Source organism: Blastococcus sp. URHD0036 (assembly GCF_000701365.1).
Lineage (GTDB): Bacteria > Actinomycetota > Actinomycetes > Mycobacteriales > Geodermatophilaceae > Trujillonella.
Genome location: NZ_JNIK01000021.1, coordinates 67769 through 83250, shown reverse-complemented (window position 1 = coordinate 83250; position 15482 = coordinate 67769). Strand labels below are relative to the sequence as shown.

Here is a 15482-nt window from a genome sequence, read left to right as displayed (position 1 = left end):
AGCCGCAACCTAACCGCCCGTACGGTGGCGCGCGTGCGGCGCTTCTTCTACGACACCGAGTTCATCGAGGACGGGACGACGATCGACCTGGTCTCCATCGGGGTGGTGGACGAGACCGGCCGCGAGTTCTACGCCGTGAGCACCGAGTTCGACGACCGCAAGGCGATCCCGTGGGTCCGGCGCAACGTCCTCGACCAGCTGCCGCCGCCCGCGGACAAGGCCTGGCGCAGCCGGCGGCAGATCCGCGACGACCTGCTCGCCTTCCTGACCGGGCCCGGCGAGGAGATCGAGCTCTGGGCCTGGTTCGCCGCCTACGACCACGTCGCGCTGGCCCAGCTGTGGGGCGCCATGCCGGCGCTGCCCCGGGCGATCCCGCGGTTCACCCGGGAGCTGCGGCAGCGCTGGGACGACGCCGGCCAGCCGCCGCTGCCGCCCAAGCCCACCGGCACGCACGACGCGCTGGTCGACGCCCGCTACAACCTGGCCCGCTGGGAGGTCATCGAGGCCGCTCAGGCCTGACGCAGGTGCGCCCAGTCCTCCGGATGGGTGCGCAGCTGCTCGGCGAGCGTGCGCGCCGGGTGCCCGGTCAGCGTGGGGACGGCGTCGGTGACGGCGCTCATCTCGCCGGAGCCGATGGAGGTGTAGCTGGTGATCCAGCCCTCGATCTCCCAGTCCGGGTGCCCGGAGGGGCGCCGGCTCGCCCACGCCTCCTCGAGCGTCTCCTCCCGGTAGGTGACCGGGACGCCGCTCACCTCGGTGAGGACCGCGGCGGCCTCGGCCAGCGACACCGCCGCGGGCCCGGTGACGCCCGGGCTGCGGCCGTCCCAGGCGCCCGAGTCGTCGAGCAGGACGGCGGCCGCGACGTCGGCGCAGTCGTCCCGGGAGACGAAGCTGGCCCGCCCGTCGCCCGCCGGGCCGGCGATGACCGCTCCGCCGTCGCCCGGGACCGCCAGCGCGGGCACGAAGTCGGCGTAGAGCGAGTGCCGCAGCGCCGTCCACCGCATGCCGGAGGCGGCGAGCGCCTCCTCGGTCGCGGCGTGGTGGCGGCCCAGGGTGAACACCGAGTCCAGCGCGGCGCCGAGGAACGACGTGTAGACGACACGCTGCACCCCGGCCCGCGCCGCGGCGGCGACCGCGGTGCGGTGCTGCTGCACGCGGTCCTCGGCCTCGGCAGCGGACACGAGGTAGAGGGTGTGCACCCCGTCGAGGGCGGCGGCGAACCCGTCGCCGTCGGCGTAGCCGCCGGGGTTCTCCGCGACCTCCGAGCCGGGCAGGAAGCGGGACCGGCCGGCGTCGCGCACGACCAGGCGGAGGTCGGCGCCGGCGGCCGAGAGCCGCTCGGCGACGCGCCGGCCGAGCCCTCCGGTCGCGCCGGTGACCGCGACGGTGCCGTTCACGGGAGCATCATGACGCCGACCAACCCCTGACCGGCGCGGATCCTTCCCGGAGGCAGCCCATGCGGATCGGCATCCTGACCGGTGGCGGCGACTGCCCCGGGCTCAACGCGGTCATCCGCGCGGTGGTCCGCAAGGGCGTCGAGCAGCACGGCGACGAGGTGGTCGGCTTCCGCGACGGCTGGCGCGGGGTGCTGGACGGCGACGTGGTCGCGCTCGACGTGGCCGCGGTCCGCGGGCTGCTGCCCCGCGGCGGCACCGTCCTCGGGACGTCGCGGACCAACCCCTTCGCCCTCGACGGCGGGCCCGAGCGGGTGCTGGCCACGCTGGAGCGGCTGGGCATCGAGGCGCTGGTGCCGATCGGTGGCGAGGACACCCTCGGCGTCGCGGCCCGGCTCGGCGAGCACGGCGTCCAGGTGGTCGGCGTCCCCAAGACCATCGACAACGACCTCGAGGGCACCGACTACACGTTCGGCTTCGACACCGCCGTCGGGGTGGCGATGGAGGCCATCGACCGGCTGCACACCACCGGCGACAGCCACCACCGCACGCTCGTCGTGGAGGTGATGGGGCGGCACGCCGGCTGGATCGCCCTGCACGCCGGGATGGCCGGCGGCGCGAACATCGTGCTCATCCCCGAGCGGCCGTTCGACGTCGACGCCGTGGTGGCCCACTGCCTGCACCGGTTCGAGTCCGGCTACTCGCCGATCGTCGTCGTCTCCGAGGGAGCCCGGCCGGCTGACGGCGACCTGGTGACCTCCACCGGCCAGGCCGACGCCTTCGGCCACGTCCGGCTGGGCGGGATCGGCGCGGCGCTGGCGCAGCTGGTGGAGGAGCGCACCGGCCGCGAGGCGCGCGCGGTCGTGCTCGGCCACGTGCAGCGCGGCGGCACCCCCTCGCAGTTCGACCGCGTGCTGGCCACCCGGTTCGGCCTCGCCGCCGTCGACGCCGTGCACGACGGCGCGAGCGGGGTCATGGTCGCGCTGCGGGGGACCGACGTCGTCCGGGTGCCGCTCGCCGAGGCCACCGCGCGGCTGAAGCTGGTCCCCCTGGAGAGGTACGCCGAGGCCGAGGTGTTCTTCGGCTGAGCGCCGTCGTCCGGGACGGCGCAGCGGGCGCCGTACTCTGGGCGGGTGAGCCTGACCGAATCTGCTGAGCTGGTCCCCGACCTGGACCGGTGGCGGGAGCTGCCCGCCGCCCAGCAGCCCGAGTGGCCCGACCGCGCGGCGCTGGACACCGTCCTCGGCACGCTGTCGACCGTGCCGCCGATCGTGGCGCCCAGCGAGGTCGACGCGCTCCGGGCGCAGCTGGCGGAGGTGGCCCAGGGGCGGGCGTTCCTGCTCCAGGGCGGCGACTGCGCCGAGACCTTCGACCTGAACACCGAGCCGCACCTGCAGAGCACCACGCGGACGCTGCTGCAGATGGCCGTCGTCCTCACCTACGGCGCCAGCGTCCCGGTGGTCAAGGTGGGCCGGGTGGCCGGTCAGTACGCCAAGCCGCGGAGCTCCAACCTCGACGCGCTGGGTCTGCCCTCCTACCGCGGCGACATGGTGAACTCGCTGAACCCGGTGCTCGAGGAGCGGATCCCCGACCCGAACCGGCTGGTCCGCGCCTACGCCAACTCCGCGGCCGCGATGAACATGATCCGCGCCTACGCCCGAGGCGGGCTGGCCGACCTGCACGCCGTCCACGACTGGAACAAGGACTTCGTCTCCACCTCGCCGGCCGGCGTGCGCTACGAGGTCATCGCCCGCGAGATCGACCGGGCGCTGGCGTTCATGAAGGCCTGCGGCATCGACTCCGACGCGTTGCGCGGGGTGGAGCTGTTCAACAGCCACGAGGGCCTGATCCTCGACTACGAGCGCGCGCTGACCCGCGTGCACGACGGCCGGGCCTACGCGGCCTCGGCGCACTTCGTCTGGATCGGCGAGCGCACCCGCCAGATGGACGGCGCGCACGTCGAGTTCTTCTCCCGGATCGCCAACCCGATCGGCGTCAAGATCGGCCCGACGACGACGCCCGAGCAGGCCGTCGAGCTGGTCGAGCGGCTCGACCCCGACGGCATCCCCGGCCGGCTGACGCTGATCAGCCGGATGGGCAACGGGAAGATCCGCGACGTCCTCCCGGCGATCGTGGAGAAGGTCACCGCCAGCGGGCACACCGTCGTCTGGCAGTGCGACCCGATGCACGGCAACACCCACGAGTCCTCGACCGGCTACAAGACGCGGCACTTCGACCGCGTGGTCGACGAGGTCCTCGGCTTCTTCTCGGTGCACCGGGCGCTGGGCACCTGGCCCGGCGGCATCCACGTCGAACTCACCGGCGAGGACGTCACCGAGTGTCTCGGCGGCGCGATGGAGATCAGCGACGAGGACCTCAACAGCCGGTACGAGACCGCCTGCGACCCGCGGCTGAACACCGGGCAGTCCCTGGAGCTCGCGTTCCTCGTCGCCGAGATGCTGCGTGGCTGACCTCGTCGACCTCCGTTCGGACACCGTCACCCGGCCGACGCCCGGCATGCGCCGGGCGATGGCCGACGCCGAGGTCGGCGACGACGTCTACGGCGAGGACCCCACGGTCACCGCGCTCGAGGAGCGCGTGGCGGCACTGTTCGGCCACGAGGCGGCGCTGTTCGTGCCCTCCGGGACGATGGGCAACCAGATCGGCATGCGCCTGGTCTGCGAGCCCGGCCAGGAGGTGCTCTGCGACGCCGACGCGCACGTGGTCACCTACGAGATGGGTGCCGCGGCCGCCGTCTTCGGCATCTCCACCCGCACCGTCGTCTCCGACCGCGGGCTGCTCGACGCCCGGGCGCTGATCGCCCAGGTCCGGCCGCGCGACGACTGGCACCTGACGGCCACCGCCGCGATCGCCGTGGAGAACACCCACAACCGCGGCTTCGGCCGGGTGCAGCCGCTCGGTGAGCTGCAGGCGCTGTGGGAGTGGTCCCGCGGCGCCGGCGTCGCCGTGCACCTCGACGGGGCCCGCATCTGGAACGCCTCCGTCGCCTCCGGCGTGGATCTCGCCACCTACGGGCGACTGGCCGACACCGCCTCCGTCTGCTTCTCCAAGGGCCTCGGGACGCCGGTCGGGTCCGTGCTGGTCTCCTCGGCCGAGCGGATCGCGACGGCGCGGCTGTGGCGCAAGCGGCTGGGCGGCGGCATGCGCCAGGTCGGGGTGCTCGCCGCCGCCTGCACGTACGCGCTCGAGCACCACCTCCCGCGGCTGGGTGAGGACCACGAGCACGCGCGCCTCCTCGCCGAGCTGCTGGGCGTGGACCCGGCGACCGTCGAGACGAACATGGTCGTGGTGGACGACGTGGCCGCGCCGATGGTCGCCGAGGCCGCGAAGGCCGAGGGCGTGCTGGTCGGCCAGGTGAGCGCCCGCCGGATCCGGCTGGTCACCCACCTGGACGTCGACCGTGCCGGGATCGAGCGCGCCGCGAAGGTCGTCGGCGGCCTGGTCGGCCGGTGAGCCGCCTCGCTCGGAGGCGTTGTCCCTCCACCGGCCAGGATCCTCCGGAGAGTGGCCGGTGCAGGGCCAACGGTCCGGTCGCCCCGGACGCCGGCTTCAGCGCAGGGGCTTGGTGAGGTGCACGAGCGAGAGCCCGGGGTGCACGACCTGCCGGCGCTGCTCGCGGTAGCCGCTGCGCTCGTAGAGCCGGATGTTGGCCGTGCTCAGGTGCCCGGTGAACAGCGCCGCCGTCCCCGCGTCGGTGTCTTCCTCCGCGGCACGCAACAGCCTGCTGCCGATGCCGCGCCCCTGCAGGTCCGGCGCGACCACCAGCCGCCCGACGTGCAGGACACCGTCGTCCTCCCGCGTCCGGACGGCGCCGACGAGGCGGGTGCCCAGCCAGGCGCCCGTGCAGCGGGCCGTGGCGAGCTCGGCGGTCAGCTCGTCGAGGGACTGCACGAGCGCCGGCAGCCGGACGTCGTCGTAGAGCTGCCCCTCGGTCACGTAGGCCGCGCGCTGGAGGGTGAGCAGCTCACCGGCGGCGGCGGCGCCGAGCGGGCCCAGCCGGACGTCGGTCACGGGCACTCCTCCTCGCGGAAACGACGACGGACCCACACCCCGGGGGAGTGCGGGCCCGTCGACGGGAGTCAGTTGGCGCCGGTCGTGGGGTGGTCGATCTGGCCGGCCAGGTAGAGCTGCTCGCCGATCGTGTCCATGAGGTGGAGCTGGGTCTCGAGGTAGTCGATGTGCTCTTCCTCGTTGGTGAGGATCTCCTCGAAGAGGTTCTTGGTGACCCGGTCACCGACCTCGTCGCAGTAGGCCGCGGCCGGGCGGAGCCGCTCGACGACCTCCAGCTCGATGGCCATGTCGGCCTCGAACTGCTCGCGCACGGTCTGGCCGATGCGCAGGGCCAGCAGCTTCTGGTAGTTCGGCAGGCCCTCGAGGAAGAGGATGCGCTCGGTGATGCGCTCCGCGTGGACCATCTCCTCGATGGACTCCTTGCGGGTGTACGCGGCGAGCTTGTTGTAGCCCCAGTTCTCCTGCATCTTCGCGTGCAGGAAGTACTGGTTGATGGCCGTCAGCTCACTCGTCAGCTGCTCGTTCAGCATCTGGATGACGCGTGCGTCGCCTTGCATGGGGTCCTCCCTGGGGTCCGGCTGGGACGAGGCTAGCCGGAGCCGTGGGGGTGTCACCTCGTCAGGTAAGACTAAGAGAGGGCAGGCTCACCTGCGGTTTTGCCACTCCGTCAGGCCGCGGAGGTCGCGACCTGGAGGCCGTGCAGCGGGTCGACCGCGCGGAGCCGGTCGCAGATCCGGTCCAGGCAGCTGCCGCATCCGGTGCCCGCGCCGCACGCGTCGCCGACCTCTTCCTCGCTGCGCGCGCCCGCCGCGAGGACGCCCGTCAGCTCGGTCTCGGTGACGGCGTAGCAGATGCAGACGTACACGGGCGCGCTCCAGGGTGGCGACGGGAAGGCGCCCCTAAGTTAGCCGAGCCTTGCCTGTGTGCCAAGAGTCACCGCGGGTGAATCGCAGAGCCGCTGGTCAGGCAGCCGCGCCGTCCTCGGCGAGCCCCTCGTCGCGCAGCGAGCACAGCAGCGCGATGTCGCGGGCGTGGCCGCCCCACGGCGTTCCGTCGGCCTCGCTGGGCGTCTCGACGACGACCGGGACGCCGGACGTCGAGGGGTGGGCCAGCAGCTCGGCGAACGGCGCGACCCCGATCGAGCCCTCGCCGATGGTCGTGTGCCGGTCCCGCTTGGACCCGCAGCCGTCGAGGGAGTCGTTGGCGTGCACCAGCCCCAGCCGGCCCGGTCCGACGGCGGCCTCCAGCGCGTCGAGGGTCGCGGTCATCCCGCCCGGCGTCGCGAGGTCGTGCCCGGCGGCCCACGCGTGGCAGGTGTCGAAGCAGACGCCGACCAGCGGGTGCATGTCCAGCGCGGCCAGGTACGGGCCGAGGTCCTCGACGGTCGCCGCGAGGGACTTGCCGCCGCCGGCGGTCGGCTCGATCAGCAGCCGGGGACCGTCCGCGGGTGCCGCGTCGAGCACCGGCAGCAGCCGCTCGTGCAGCTGCCGCAGCGCCGCCTCGTAGCGGTCCTCGCCGACGGCCGAGCCCGCGTGCACCACGACGCCCGCGCAGCCGAGCTCGGCGCCGCGGGCGAGGTTGTGCGCGATGCTCGCGATCGACGCCTCGACGGTGGCCTCGGTCGGGGAGCCGACGTTGACCAGGAACGGCGTGTGGATGAACGACGGGATCCCGCGCTCGGTGCAGCCGGCCGTGAACGCCAGGTCCTGCGCCGGCGTCCCGGCCGTCAGCTTCCAGCCGCGCGGGTTGCCGACGAAGACCTGCACCGCGCGGGCGCCGGTGGCGTCGGTGTACGGCAGCCCGCCCTTGGCCAGGCCGCCCTTGATCTGGATGTGGGCGCCGACGGGCGGCGCCACTCGGGGTGTGTGCACGTGCTCCCTCAGAAGGTGACGACGAGCCGGATCGTCGTCCCCCAGTCGACGGTCCCGCCGCTGGGGTTCTGGAGGCGGACGGTGGAGCCCGCGATGAAGGTGTTGAGGTCGACCCGGAGGCCCAGGGCCTCGAGCTCGGCGGTGGCGGTGTCGGCGTCCTTGCCCCGGACGTCGGGGACCTCGACCCGGGGCAGGCCCTCGGAGACGGTGATGGTCACCGTGCTCTGCCACGGGACCACCTCGCCGGTGCCCGGGGTGACGGCCATGACCTCGCCCTCGTCGACGTCGGGGGAACGGCCGGTCTCCCGCGTGACGGTGAAGCCGAGCTGCTCCAGGGTGGCCTGGGCGTCGTCCGCGGCGACCCCGACCACCGCGGGGACGGCGACGGGCTCGTGCCCGCGGGAGACGTAGACGGTGATCTGCGCATCGCGGGGGAGCGGGGTCCCGGCCGCCGGCTCGAAGCCGGTGACGTCGTTCTCCGGGATCTCGTTGTCGTAGTCCAGGGTCTCGACGTAGGTGATCGCCGTCAGCTCGTCCAGCGCCGCCCGGACCTCCTCGATCGGGCGGCCGACGAGCGCCGGGTCGACGGTGAAGCGCTCCGGGCCCTTGGAGACGACGAGGTCGACGTCGGTGCCGCGGATCGCGTCGCCGCCGTCGGGGTCGGCGGACATCACCTGGCCGACGGGGGCGGTCTCGTCGAAGACCTCCTCCACCGCGCCCAGCTCCAGGCCGGCCTCCTGCAGCTGGCCGACGGCGGCCTCGCGGTCGAGGCCGACGAGGCTCGGCACCGTCGTCCAGCGGCCGGAGCCGAACCACCAGCCGACCGCGCCGACGGTGACGACCAGCAGCACGACGATCGCGACGGCGACGCGGGCCCGGCGGCGGCGGATGTGGTCGGGCACGCCCGGGCGGGGGCGCGGCGGTGCCGGGCGGGCGCCGGCGACGTCGGTCGTGGGGCCCACGCCCATGCCGGGCAGCATGCTGGTCCGGGACCCGCTGCGCCGGCTGCTGGCGCCGAGCACCTCGGTGCCGTCACCGGGGGCGCTGGGGTGCCGCTGCGGAGCGGTGGTGCGCGGCCGGTTGGTCGGCCGGATGGTGTCGGGTCCGGCGGAGCTGCGGCCGGTGGGCACGGGGACGCGCGGGATGCCGACGTCGTTGCGGACGTCCTCGAGGTCGGCGAGGAAGGCCCCGGCGTCCAGCGGCCGGACGACGGGGTCGCGGCGGGTGGTGCGGGCGACCAGCTCGTCGACCTGCCAGGCCAGCCCGGGTATCTCCTCCGACGGCACGGGGACGTCGTGGTGGACGTGCTGGTAGGCGACGGCCAGCGGGGTGTCGCCCCCGAAGGGCGGGTGCCCGGTGAGCATCTCGAACAGCACGATGCCGGCGGCGTACACGTCGCTGCGGGCGTCGGCCTTGCCGCGCTCGAGCTGCTCGGGGGAGAGGTAGGCGACCGTGCCGATCAGCACGCCGCCGGTGTGGCTGGTCTGACCGGTGCCGGCGACGGCGCGGGCCAGGCCGAAGTCGGCCACCTTGACCACGCCGTCGAGGCCGATCAGCACGTTCTCGGGCTTGATGTCGCGGTGCACGATGCCGGCCCGGTGGGCGGCGGCCAGCCCGGACAGCATGGGCTCCAGGACGGCGAGGGCCTCGGCGACGGTCAGCCGGCCCCGGGCCTGCAGCAGGTCGCGCAGGGTGCGGCCGCGGACCAGCTCCATGACCAGGAAGACCAGCCCCTGGTCGCTGCCCTGGTCGCTGACGCTGACGACGTTCGGGTGACTGAGCATCGCCGCGGCCCGCGCCTCGCGGGTGAAGCGCTCGACGAACGACGGGTCGTGCATGAGGTGCTCGGCCATGACCTTGACCGCGACCGTGCGGTCCAGGCGCAGGTCCGTCGCGGCGTAGACGGTGGACATGCCGCCCCGCGCGAGCCGCTCCTCGAGGCGGTAGCGCCCCTCGAGGACCAGCCCCACCACGGGGTCGGTCACAGTGGTGTCCACGGGCCGAGTGTAGGAGCCGGGCGGCCCGCCGAGGCCGTCACACGCGGGCGCCCGTTCCCGGCCGGAGCAGCAGTCCCACGGGTTACGCGGTCAGCTCAGCTGAGGTCCAGACCCGGGTACAGCGGGTGGGCGGCCAGCAGTTCGGCGGCCGCGGCGCGGGTCTTGTCGGCCAGCCCCTCGTCCATGGCGTACTTGGCCTTCGACGGGCTGCCGTCGCGGGTCGCCGTCGGCGTCGTCGCGCCCAGCACGTCGGTGATCAGCTCGGCGACCCGGTCGAACTCCGCCGCGCCGAAGCCGCGGCTGGTCAGCGCCGGGGTGCCGATGCGGACGCCGGAGGTGTACCAGGCGCCGTTCACGTCGGCGGGGACGGCGTTGCGGTTGGTCACGATGCCGGCGTCGAGCAGCGCGGACTCCGCCTGGCGGCCGGTGAGGCCGAAGGACGTGACGTCGATGAGCACCAGGTGGTTGTCGGTGCCGCCGGTGACCAGGTCAGCGCCGCGGCGGGACAGCCCCTCGGCGAGCGACTTCGCGTTGTCGGCGACGGCCTGCGCGTACTGCGCGAAGTCGGGCCGGCGGGCCTCGGCGAAGGCGACGGCCTTGGCGGCCATCACGTGGGGGAGGGGCCCGCCCAGCACCATCGGGCAGCCGCGGTCGACGGCGTCGGCGTACTCCGGCTGGGCGAGCACGAACCCGCCGCGTGGGCCGCGCAGCGACTTGTGGCTGGTGCTGGTGACGACGTGGGCGTGCGGCACCGGGTCGAAGTCGCCGGTGAACAGCTTGCCGGCGACGAGCCCGGCGAAGTGGGCCATGTCGACGACGAGGGTGGCGCCCACCTCGTCGGCGATCTCGCGCATCTTCGCGAAGTCCACGCGGCGCGGGTAGGCGGAGTAACCGGCCATGAGGATGAGCGGCTTGAACTCCTTGGCCCGGGCGCGGACGGCGTCGTAGTCCAGCAGCCCGGTCGAGGGGTCGGTGCCGTAGGAGGACTGGGCGAACATCTTGCCGCTGATGTTCGGGCGGAAGCCGTGGGTGAGGTGCCCGCCGGCGTCCAGGCTCATGCCGAGCATCCGCTGGTCGCCGAGTGCCCGGCGCAGCGTCGTCCAGTCGTCGTCGCTGAGGTCGTTGACGTGCTTGGCGCCGGCCCGCTCCAGGGCGGGGGACTCCACGCGGGTGGCCAGCACGGCCCAGAAGGCGACGAGGTTGGCGTCGATGCCGGAGTGCGGCTGCACGTAGGCGTAGGGGGCGCCGAACAGCTCGCGGGCGTGCTCGGCGGCGAGCGCCTCGACGGTGTCGACGTTCTGGCAGCCGGCGTAGAAGCGGTGCCCGACGGTGCCCTCGGCGTACTTGTCGCTGAACCAGTTGCCCATGGTGAGCAGCACCGCGGGGCTGGCGTAGTTCTCGCTGGCGATGAGCTTCAGCGACGCCCGCTGGTCGGCCAGCTCGCTGGAGATCGCGGCGGCGACCCGCGGCTCGACGGCGGAGATGACCTCCAGCGCGGCCTTGTAGGCGGTGCTGGCCGCGGTGGCGTCGAAGGGGGTGGCGTGGGTCATGGCGGGCTCCTGCGCGGCGTCGTCGGAGTGTGTGCCCAGGCGCCCGGCGGGGTTGCAGGGCCGCTCCCCGGTGGTCGGCTCCACCTCGATGCGCCAGTCACGGCCCGCCGGCGATGCTACCGGGGGCCTGGGTCACCGTGTCCCGTGGGACGGCCGCGGCGTCGCCCAGCCCGCAGAGCAGCATGGTGGTGGCCAGCTGGGCGGCCAGGCCGTCCAGCACGGCGCGGACGCCGTCGGCCCCGCCGGTCGCCAGGCCCCAGATCGCCGGGCGGCCGACGAACACCGCTCGGGCACCCAGCGCCAGCGCGGTGAGGACGTCGGAGCCGGACCGGATCCCGCCGTCGGCGTAGACCTCCGCCCGGCCGCCGACGGCCGCGACCACCTCGGGCAGCGCCACCGCCGACGCGACGACGGGATCGGCCTGCCGCCCGCCGTGGGTGGACACCCACACCGCAGCGGCACCGGCGTCGACGCACCGAGCGGCGTCGTCGCCCCGGAGGACGCCCTTGACGACGACGGGGAGCCCGGAGAGCCGGCCGAACCGGCCGACGTCGTCGAGCGTCCAGACCGGGCTGTCCGCCGTCGGCACCGTGCCGTCGGGGCGGTTGGGCAGCGGCAGGTCGTCGGGCAGCGCGAACCGGTGCGCGGTCTCGCGCAGGCGGCGGCCCAGCACCGACAGGTCCACGGTGAGCACCAGCGCCCGGTAGCCGGCCGCCCCGGCGCGGCGGGCCAGCTCGTCGGTGTACGCGGGGGAGTGCAGCCGGTACAGCTGGAACCAGCGCGGCCCGGTGGGCTCGGCCGCGGCGACGTCGGCGAGGGCGGCGGTGGCCGAGGTCGACACGGTCATCAGGGCGCCGGCGGCGGCCGCACCCCGGGCCGTGGCCAGCTCGCCGTCCGGGTGGGCGAGGGCCTGGTAGGCCCACGGCGCGACGCCGATCGGGATCGCGACCTCGCTGCCCAGCAAGGACGTGCCGAGCCGGACGGCGCCGACGCCGGTCAGCACACGCGGTCGCAGCCGCCACGCACGCCAGGCGGGGGTCGCCTCGCCGAGGGTCACCTCGCCCTCGGCCCCGCCGGCGTAGAAGGCGGTGACGTCGGGCGGGAGCAGCCCGCGGGCCTGCTCCTCCAGGGCGGCGAGGTCCAGCAGCTCGGGCCGGCTGCCCGGATCGTCGGGCAGCACCTCGCCGCGGCGGGAGTGACCCGGTGCCCCGGCCCCCACGGAGGGGTGGGCCGGGTCCGGGGTGGGTGGGTGCTCCGCGGGCGCCATAGGCTCGCACCCTATGGAGACGCTCACCCCCGCGGAGGTCGCCCAGGCCCTCGGGGTCTCGCCCAACCGGGTCCGCCAGCTGCTGCGCGAGTACAAGCTCATGGCGGTGCCCGGCAGCGGCAACAGCCGCATCCCGGCCGACTTCCTGCAGGACGGACAGGTGCTCAAGCACCTGCCCGGCCTGATCACCGTGCTCAAGGACGGCGGCTTCCGCGACGACGAGGCCTTCGACTGGCTCTTCCGGGAGGACGACACGCTGCCGGGGACGCCGGTGCAGGCGCTGCGCGACGACCGGCACACCGAGGTCACCCGCCGCGCCCAGGCCATGGCGTTCTGACGGTCGCCTGATGGGCCACCTGACGTACCTGGCGCTGCTCGTCGGGTGCCTGGTGGTCACGGCGCCGCTCGAGCTGGTGCTGCGGGTGCGGGTCTACGCCCGCTGGCGGCGGCTGCTGCTGGCGATGCTGCCGGAGTTCGTCGTCTTCGTGGTCTGGGTGCTCTACGCGATCGCGCAGGACCACTGGGACTACTCCGCCGAGCGCACCCTCGACGTCCGGCTGCCCGGCGGGATCCCGGTCGAGGAGGTCCTGTTCTTCCTCGTCGTCCCGCTGTGCGCGGTGCTGGCGCTGGAAGCGGTGCGGAAGGTGACCGGCTGGGACGCCGGCTATCCCGCTGAGGAGGCCGATCGCCCGTGAGCTACTCGGCCCTCGCGGTGATCGCGGTCGTCGGCGTCCTCGTCGTCGACCTGGCCGTCTACCGCACCCGGATGGTCACCCGGCGGGTGTTCTGGGCGGCCTACGCCATCGTCATCACGTTCCAGCTGCTGATGAACGGCGTCCTCACCGGCCTGGACGTCGTCGTCTACGACTCCGACGCCATCTGGGGGCCGCGGATCGCCTACGCGCCGGTGGAGGACCTGCTGTTCGGCTTCGCGATGGTGACCCTGACCCTCGCCAGCTGGGCGGCGGTCAACCGGCGGGCGAACACCGCCAGGCGGCGGGGCTTGGACACCGACACCCGGCGGTCGAGCACCCGGTAGTCGGCCTTCTCGATCTCGGTGAGGATCCCGCCGTACAGGTCGGTGGCGGCGCGCACGCAGTCGCGGGACTCCGGGGCCAGCAACGGGGTGCCCGGGGCGGCGTCGTCGTAGCGGCGGCGGACGATGGCGATCATCTCCCGCATCAGCGCGGCGAAGGCGGCGTCGTGCCGCTTCTCCGCCAGCTGCTCGCGGGTCACCCCGTGCGCGGCCATCAGGTCGGCGGGCAGGTAGACCCGGCCGCGGTCGACGTCCTCGCCGACGTCGCGGAGGAAGTTGGTCAGCTGGAACGCCTCGCCCAGCGCGACGGCGTGCGGCGCGGCCTCCTCGCGGCGGACGCCGGGTGCGGTGCCGAGCACGGGCAGGACCTGCAGCCCGATGATCGACGCCGAGCCCCACATGTAGCGGTCGAGGGCGTCCATGTCGGCATACCCGGTGACGGTGAGGTCGCTGGTCATCGCGGCGAGGAAGTCGACGAGGTGCTCGACGGCGATGCCGTAGCGGCGGTAGGTGTGCACCAGGGCGAGCCGCACCGGATCGGCCGACCACCCGGTCTCCAGCTCGGCCAGCACCGCGCGCGACCAGTCGCCGAGGTCGCGCTCCGGGTCGGCGCCGGGGTGGTCGACGAGGTCGTCGGCGACGCGGGCGGCGGCGTAGAGCGCGTGCACCGCGGGCCGCCGGTCGGGCGTGAGCAGCCGGGTGGCCAGGAAGTAGCTCTTCCCGTGCTCCGCGGCGATGGCCGCGCAGTGCCGGTAGGCGGCGGCGAGCTGGGCCTGCTGCTGCTCCCGGGTGGGCGGCGGCTCGACGAGGGTCATGCGGAGATCCGTCCTGTGATGCGCTCGGCGGCGAGCCGCCCGCTGATGACGACCATCGGGACGCCGACGCCGGGCTGCACCGACGAGCCGGCGAGGACCACGTTCTCCGGCCCGCGCCGGGGGAGGGTCGGCGGACGGAAGGGGCCGGTCTGGCCGAAGGTGTGCGCGAGGGCGAACGGGGTGCCCGCGGCCATGCCCTGCTCGGCCCAGGTCAGCGGGGTGTCCATGTGCTCGACCTCGATGGAGTCCGAGACACCGGTGTAGCCGCGGGCCTCCAGGGTGGCCAGCAGCTCCTCGCGGTAGCGGGGCGCCAGCGCCGTCCAGTCCAGGTCCGGGTTGCCACCGCTGCGCCGGTCCAGGTTCGGCGTCGGGGCGACGACGCTGAGCACCTGACTCTGTCGTCCGTCCGCGGAGTCGGGTGCCAGTGACCGGTCGGTGACCGACGGCGCGCTGATCAGCAGGCTGGGGTCGCTCATCGGCCGGCCGTCGCGGGTGAGCTCGTCGAAGACCTGCCGCCAGGACTGCCCGAAGCTGATCGTGTGGTGCGCCGCGCCGGGCAGCGGGGTGCCGACGCCGAGGTGCAGGGCGACGCAGCTGGGGGAGTACACCGGCCGGCGGGGGCCGCGCAGCCCGGGGACGAGCTCGTGCGGGGCGTCGGCGGTCACGACGACGGCGTCGGCGGGCAGCCGCTCGCCGTCGTCCAGCACGAGCCCGGTGACCCGCCGCCCGGTGAGGTCGAGCCGGTCGACCGACGTCCCGTAGCGGAACTGCACCCCGGCGTCGGCGGCCGCGCCGGCCATGGCCCGCGGGACCGCGCCGATCCCGCCGACCGGGTGCCAGACGCCGGCGCCGATGTCGAGCTGGGCGATGACGGCGTAGGCGGCGATCGCGCGGTACGGGGAGACCCCGGCGTAGAGCGCCTGGAAGCTGAACAGCCGGCGCAGCCGGTCGTCGGCGAAGTACTTCTCGACGTGGGTGGAGAGCCGGCCGAACCCGCCGCGGCGGGCGAGCTGGAGGAGTTCGGGGCCGAGCAGGTCCAGCGGGGAGTCGAGGTTGCGGTCGATGAAGGTGCGCAGCTGCAGCCGGTACAGCTCGGCGAGGTCGGCGAGGTAGCGGCGCAGCGCGGCGGCCTCGGCCGGCCCGCACAGCGCCTCGACCTCGGCGGCGAACGCGTCGGGATCGGCGTGCACGTCCAGGTGGGTGCCGTCGGCGTACTGCGCCCGGTAGGACGTCGGGAGCGGCAGCAGCTCGAGCCGGTCGTCGAGCTTCTCGCCGACCGCGGCCAGGGCGTCGGCGACGAGTTCGGGGGCGGTGAACACCGACGGGCCGGTGTCCAGCGTGTAGCCGCGCTCGGTGACCACGCCCGCCCGGCCGCCGGGACCGGGACCGCGCTCGACGACGGTGACCTCGCGGCCGGCCCCCCGCAGCCGCAGCGCGGCCGAGAGCCCGGCCAGACCCGCGCCGACGACGACGACGCGGTCGGTGCGCCCGGGGACGACTCGCACGGTGTTCGTCGGCCC

General features: G+C 74.4%; 16 protein-coding genes, 1 pseudogene and 1 riboswitch. Of the genes and pseudogenes, 7 read left to right on the top strand and 10 right to left on the bottom strand.

Going from position 1 to position 15482, the window contains the following annotated elements; genetic code table 11:
- The first annotated feature begins 33 nt into the window (after positions 1-33).
- On the top strand, positions 34-519 hold the full coding sequence (locus N555_RS0122540) for a polyadenylate-specific 3'-exoribonuclease AS (RefSeq protein ID WP_029433755.1): 486 nt from the start codon (positions 34-36) through the stop codon (positions 517-519).
- On the opposite strand, the gene N555_RS0122535 is transcribed toward N555_RS0122540, so the two are convergent.
- The gene (locus N555_RS0122535; protein ID WP_029433754.1) at positions 510-1397 is read right to left on the bottom strand and encodes an NAD(P)H-binding protein; all 888 of its coding nucleotides are present in this window, start codon (positions 1395-1397) and stop codon (positions 510-512) included. The two genes, N555_RS0122540 and N555_RS0122535, sit on opposite strands and share 10 nt — an antisense overlap.
- A gap of 59 nt (positions 1398-1456) precedes the next feature.
- Between N555_RS0122535 and N555_RS0122530 the strand changes: the two genes are divergently transcribed.
- The 3 genes from N555_RS0122530 to N555_RS0122520 are packed head-to-tail and all read left to right on the top strand — an operon-like array spanning position 1457 to position 4868.
- Entirely contained in the window at positions 1457-2482 is a 1026-nt protein-coding gene (locus N555_RS0122530) for an ATP-dependent 6-phosphofructokinase (protein WP_029433753.1), read from the top strand.
- Positions 2483-2527: 45 nt separating this feature from the next.
- Entirely contained in the window at positions 2528-3865 is a 1338-nt protein-coding gene (locus tag N555_RS0122525; RefSeq protein WP_029433752.1) for a class II 3-deoxy-7-phosphoheptulonate synthase, read from the top strand.
- Positions 3858-4868: a threonine aldolase family protein gene (locus tag N555_RS0122520; RefSeq protein ID WP_029433751.1), complete on the top strand. Its 1011-nt coding sequence runs from the start codon at positions 3858-3860 to the stop codon at positions 4866-4868. The genes N555_RS0122525 and N555_RS0122520 overlap by 8 nt, the downstream gene beginning before the upstream one ends.
- A gap of 96 nt (positions 4869-4964) precedes the next feature.
- Here N555_RS0122520 and N555_RS0122515 read toward each other — a convergent pair whose 3' ends face one another.
- From N555_RS0122515 to N555_RS0122485, 7 genes are all read right to left on the bottom strand, one after another.
- Positions 4965-5426, bottom strand: a complete 462-nt coding sequence (locus N555_RS0122515) for a GNAT family N-acetyltransferase (protein ID WP_029433750.1) — start codon at positions 5424-5426, stop codon at positions 4965-4967.
- Between the two features lie 68 nt (positions 5427-5494).
- On the bottom strand, positions 5495-5983 hold the full coding sequence (bfr, locus tag N555_RS0122510; RefSeq protein WP_029433749.1) for a bacterioferritin: 489 nt from the start codon (positions 5981-5983) through the stop codon (positions 5495-5497).
- 110 nt (positions 5984-6093) lie between these two features.
- Positions 6094-6291 carry a (2Fe-2S)-binding protein gene (locus N555_RS26335; protein ID WP_034512113.1) on the bottom strand — a complete coding sequence of 66 codons (198 nt, stop codon included), beginning with the start codon at positions 6289-6291 and terminating at the stop codon, positions 6094-6096.
- A 97-nt stretch (positions 6292-6388) separates the two neighbouring features.
- On the bottom strand, positions 6389-7297 hold the full coding sequence (locus N555_RS0122500; RefSeq protein WP_231503094.1) for a deoxyribonuclease IV: 909 nt from the start codon (positions 7295-7297) through the stop codon (positions 6389-6391).
- An 8-nt stretch (positions 7298-7305) separates the two neighbouring features.
- On the bottom strand, positions 7306-9294 hold the full coding sequence (gene pknB / locus N555_RS0122495; RefSeq protein WP_029433746.1) for a Stk1 family PASTA domain-containing Ser/Thr kinase: 1989 nt from the start codon (positions 9292-9294) through the stop codon (positions 7306-7308).
- A gap of 95 nt (positions 9295-9389) precedes the next feature.
- Entirely contained in the window at positions 9390-10844 is a 1455-nt protein-coding gene (locus N555_RS0122490; RefSeq protein ID WP_029433745.1) for a glycine hydroxymethyltransferase, read from the bottom strand.
- 26 nt (positions 10845-10870) lie between these two features.
- A riboswitch (ZMP/ZTP riboswitch) is annotated at positions 10871-10955 on the bottom strand.
- On the bottom strand, positions 10942-12111 hold the full coding sequence (locus tag N555_RS0122485) for an alpha-hydroxy acid oxidase (RefSeq protein WP_081866422.1): 1170 nt from the start codon (positions 12109-12111) through the stop codon (positions 10942-10944). (Overlaps the previous riboswitch by 14 nt.)
- Before the next feature lie 13 nt (positions 12112-12124).
- On the opposite strand from N555_RS0122485, the gene N555_RS0122480 reads away from it, so the two are divergent.
- The 3 genes and pseudogenes from N555_RS0122480 to N555_RS28870 all read left to right on the top strand — a co-directional run.
- Positions 12125-12448, top strand: a complete 324-nt coding sequence (locus tag N555_RS0122480) for an Rv2175c family DNA-binding protein (protein WP_029433743.1) — start codon at positions 12125-12127, stop codon at positions 12446-12448.
- Between the two features lie 10 nt (positions 12449-12458).
- Positions 12459-12806: a lycopene cyclase domain-containing protein gene (locus N555_RS0122475; protein WP_029433742.1), complete on the top strand. Its 348-nt coding sequence runs from the start codon at positions 12459-12461 to the stop codon at positions 12804-12806.
- Positions 12803-13012: pseudogene (locus N555_RS28870) on the top strand (lycopene cyclase domain-containing protein); the annotation flags it as partial. The gene N555_RS0122475 and the pseudogene N555_RS28870, both read left to right, overlap by 4 nt.
- Here the strand turns inward: N555_RS28870 and N555_RS0122470 are convergent.
- Positions 13009-13962, bottom strand: coding sequence for a phytoene/squalene synthase family protein (locus N555_RS0122470; RefSeq protein WP_029433741.1), 954 nt, complete (start codon positions 13960-13962; stop codon positions 13009-13011). The pseudogene N555_RS28870 and the gene N555_RS0122470 overlap by 4 nt on opposite strands.
- Entirely contained in the window at positions 13959-15467 is a 1509-nt protein-coding gene (crtI, locus tag N555_RS0122465) for a phytoene desaturase family protein (protein ID WP_029433740.1), read from the bottom strand. The genes N555_RS0122470 and crtI overlap by 4 nt, the downstream gene beginning before the upstream one ends.
- Between the last annotated feature and the right edge of the window lie 15 nt (positions 15468-15482).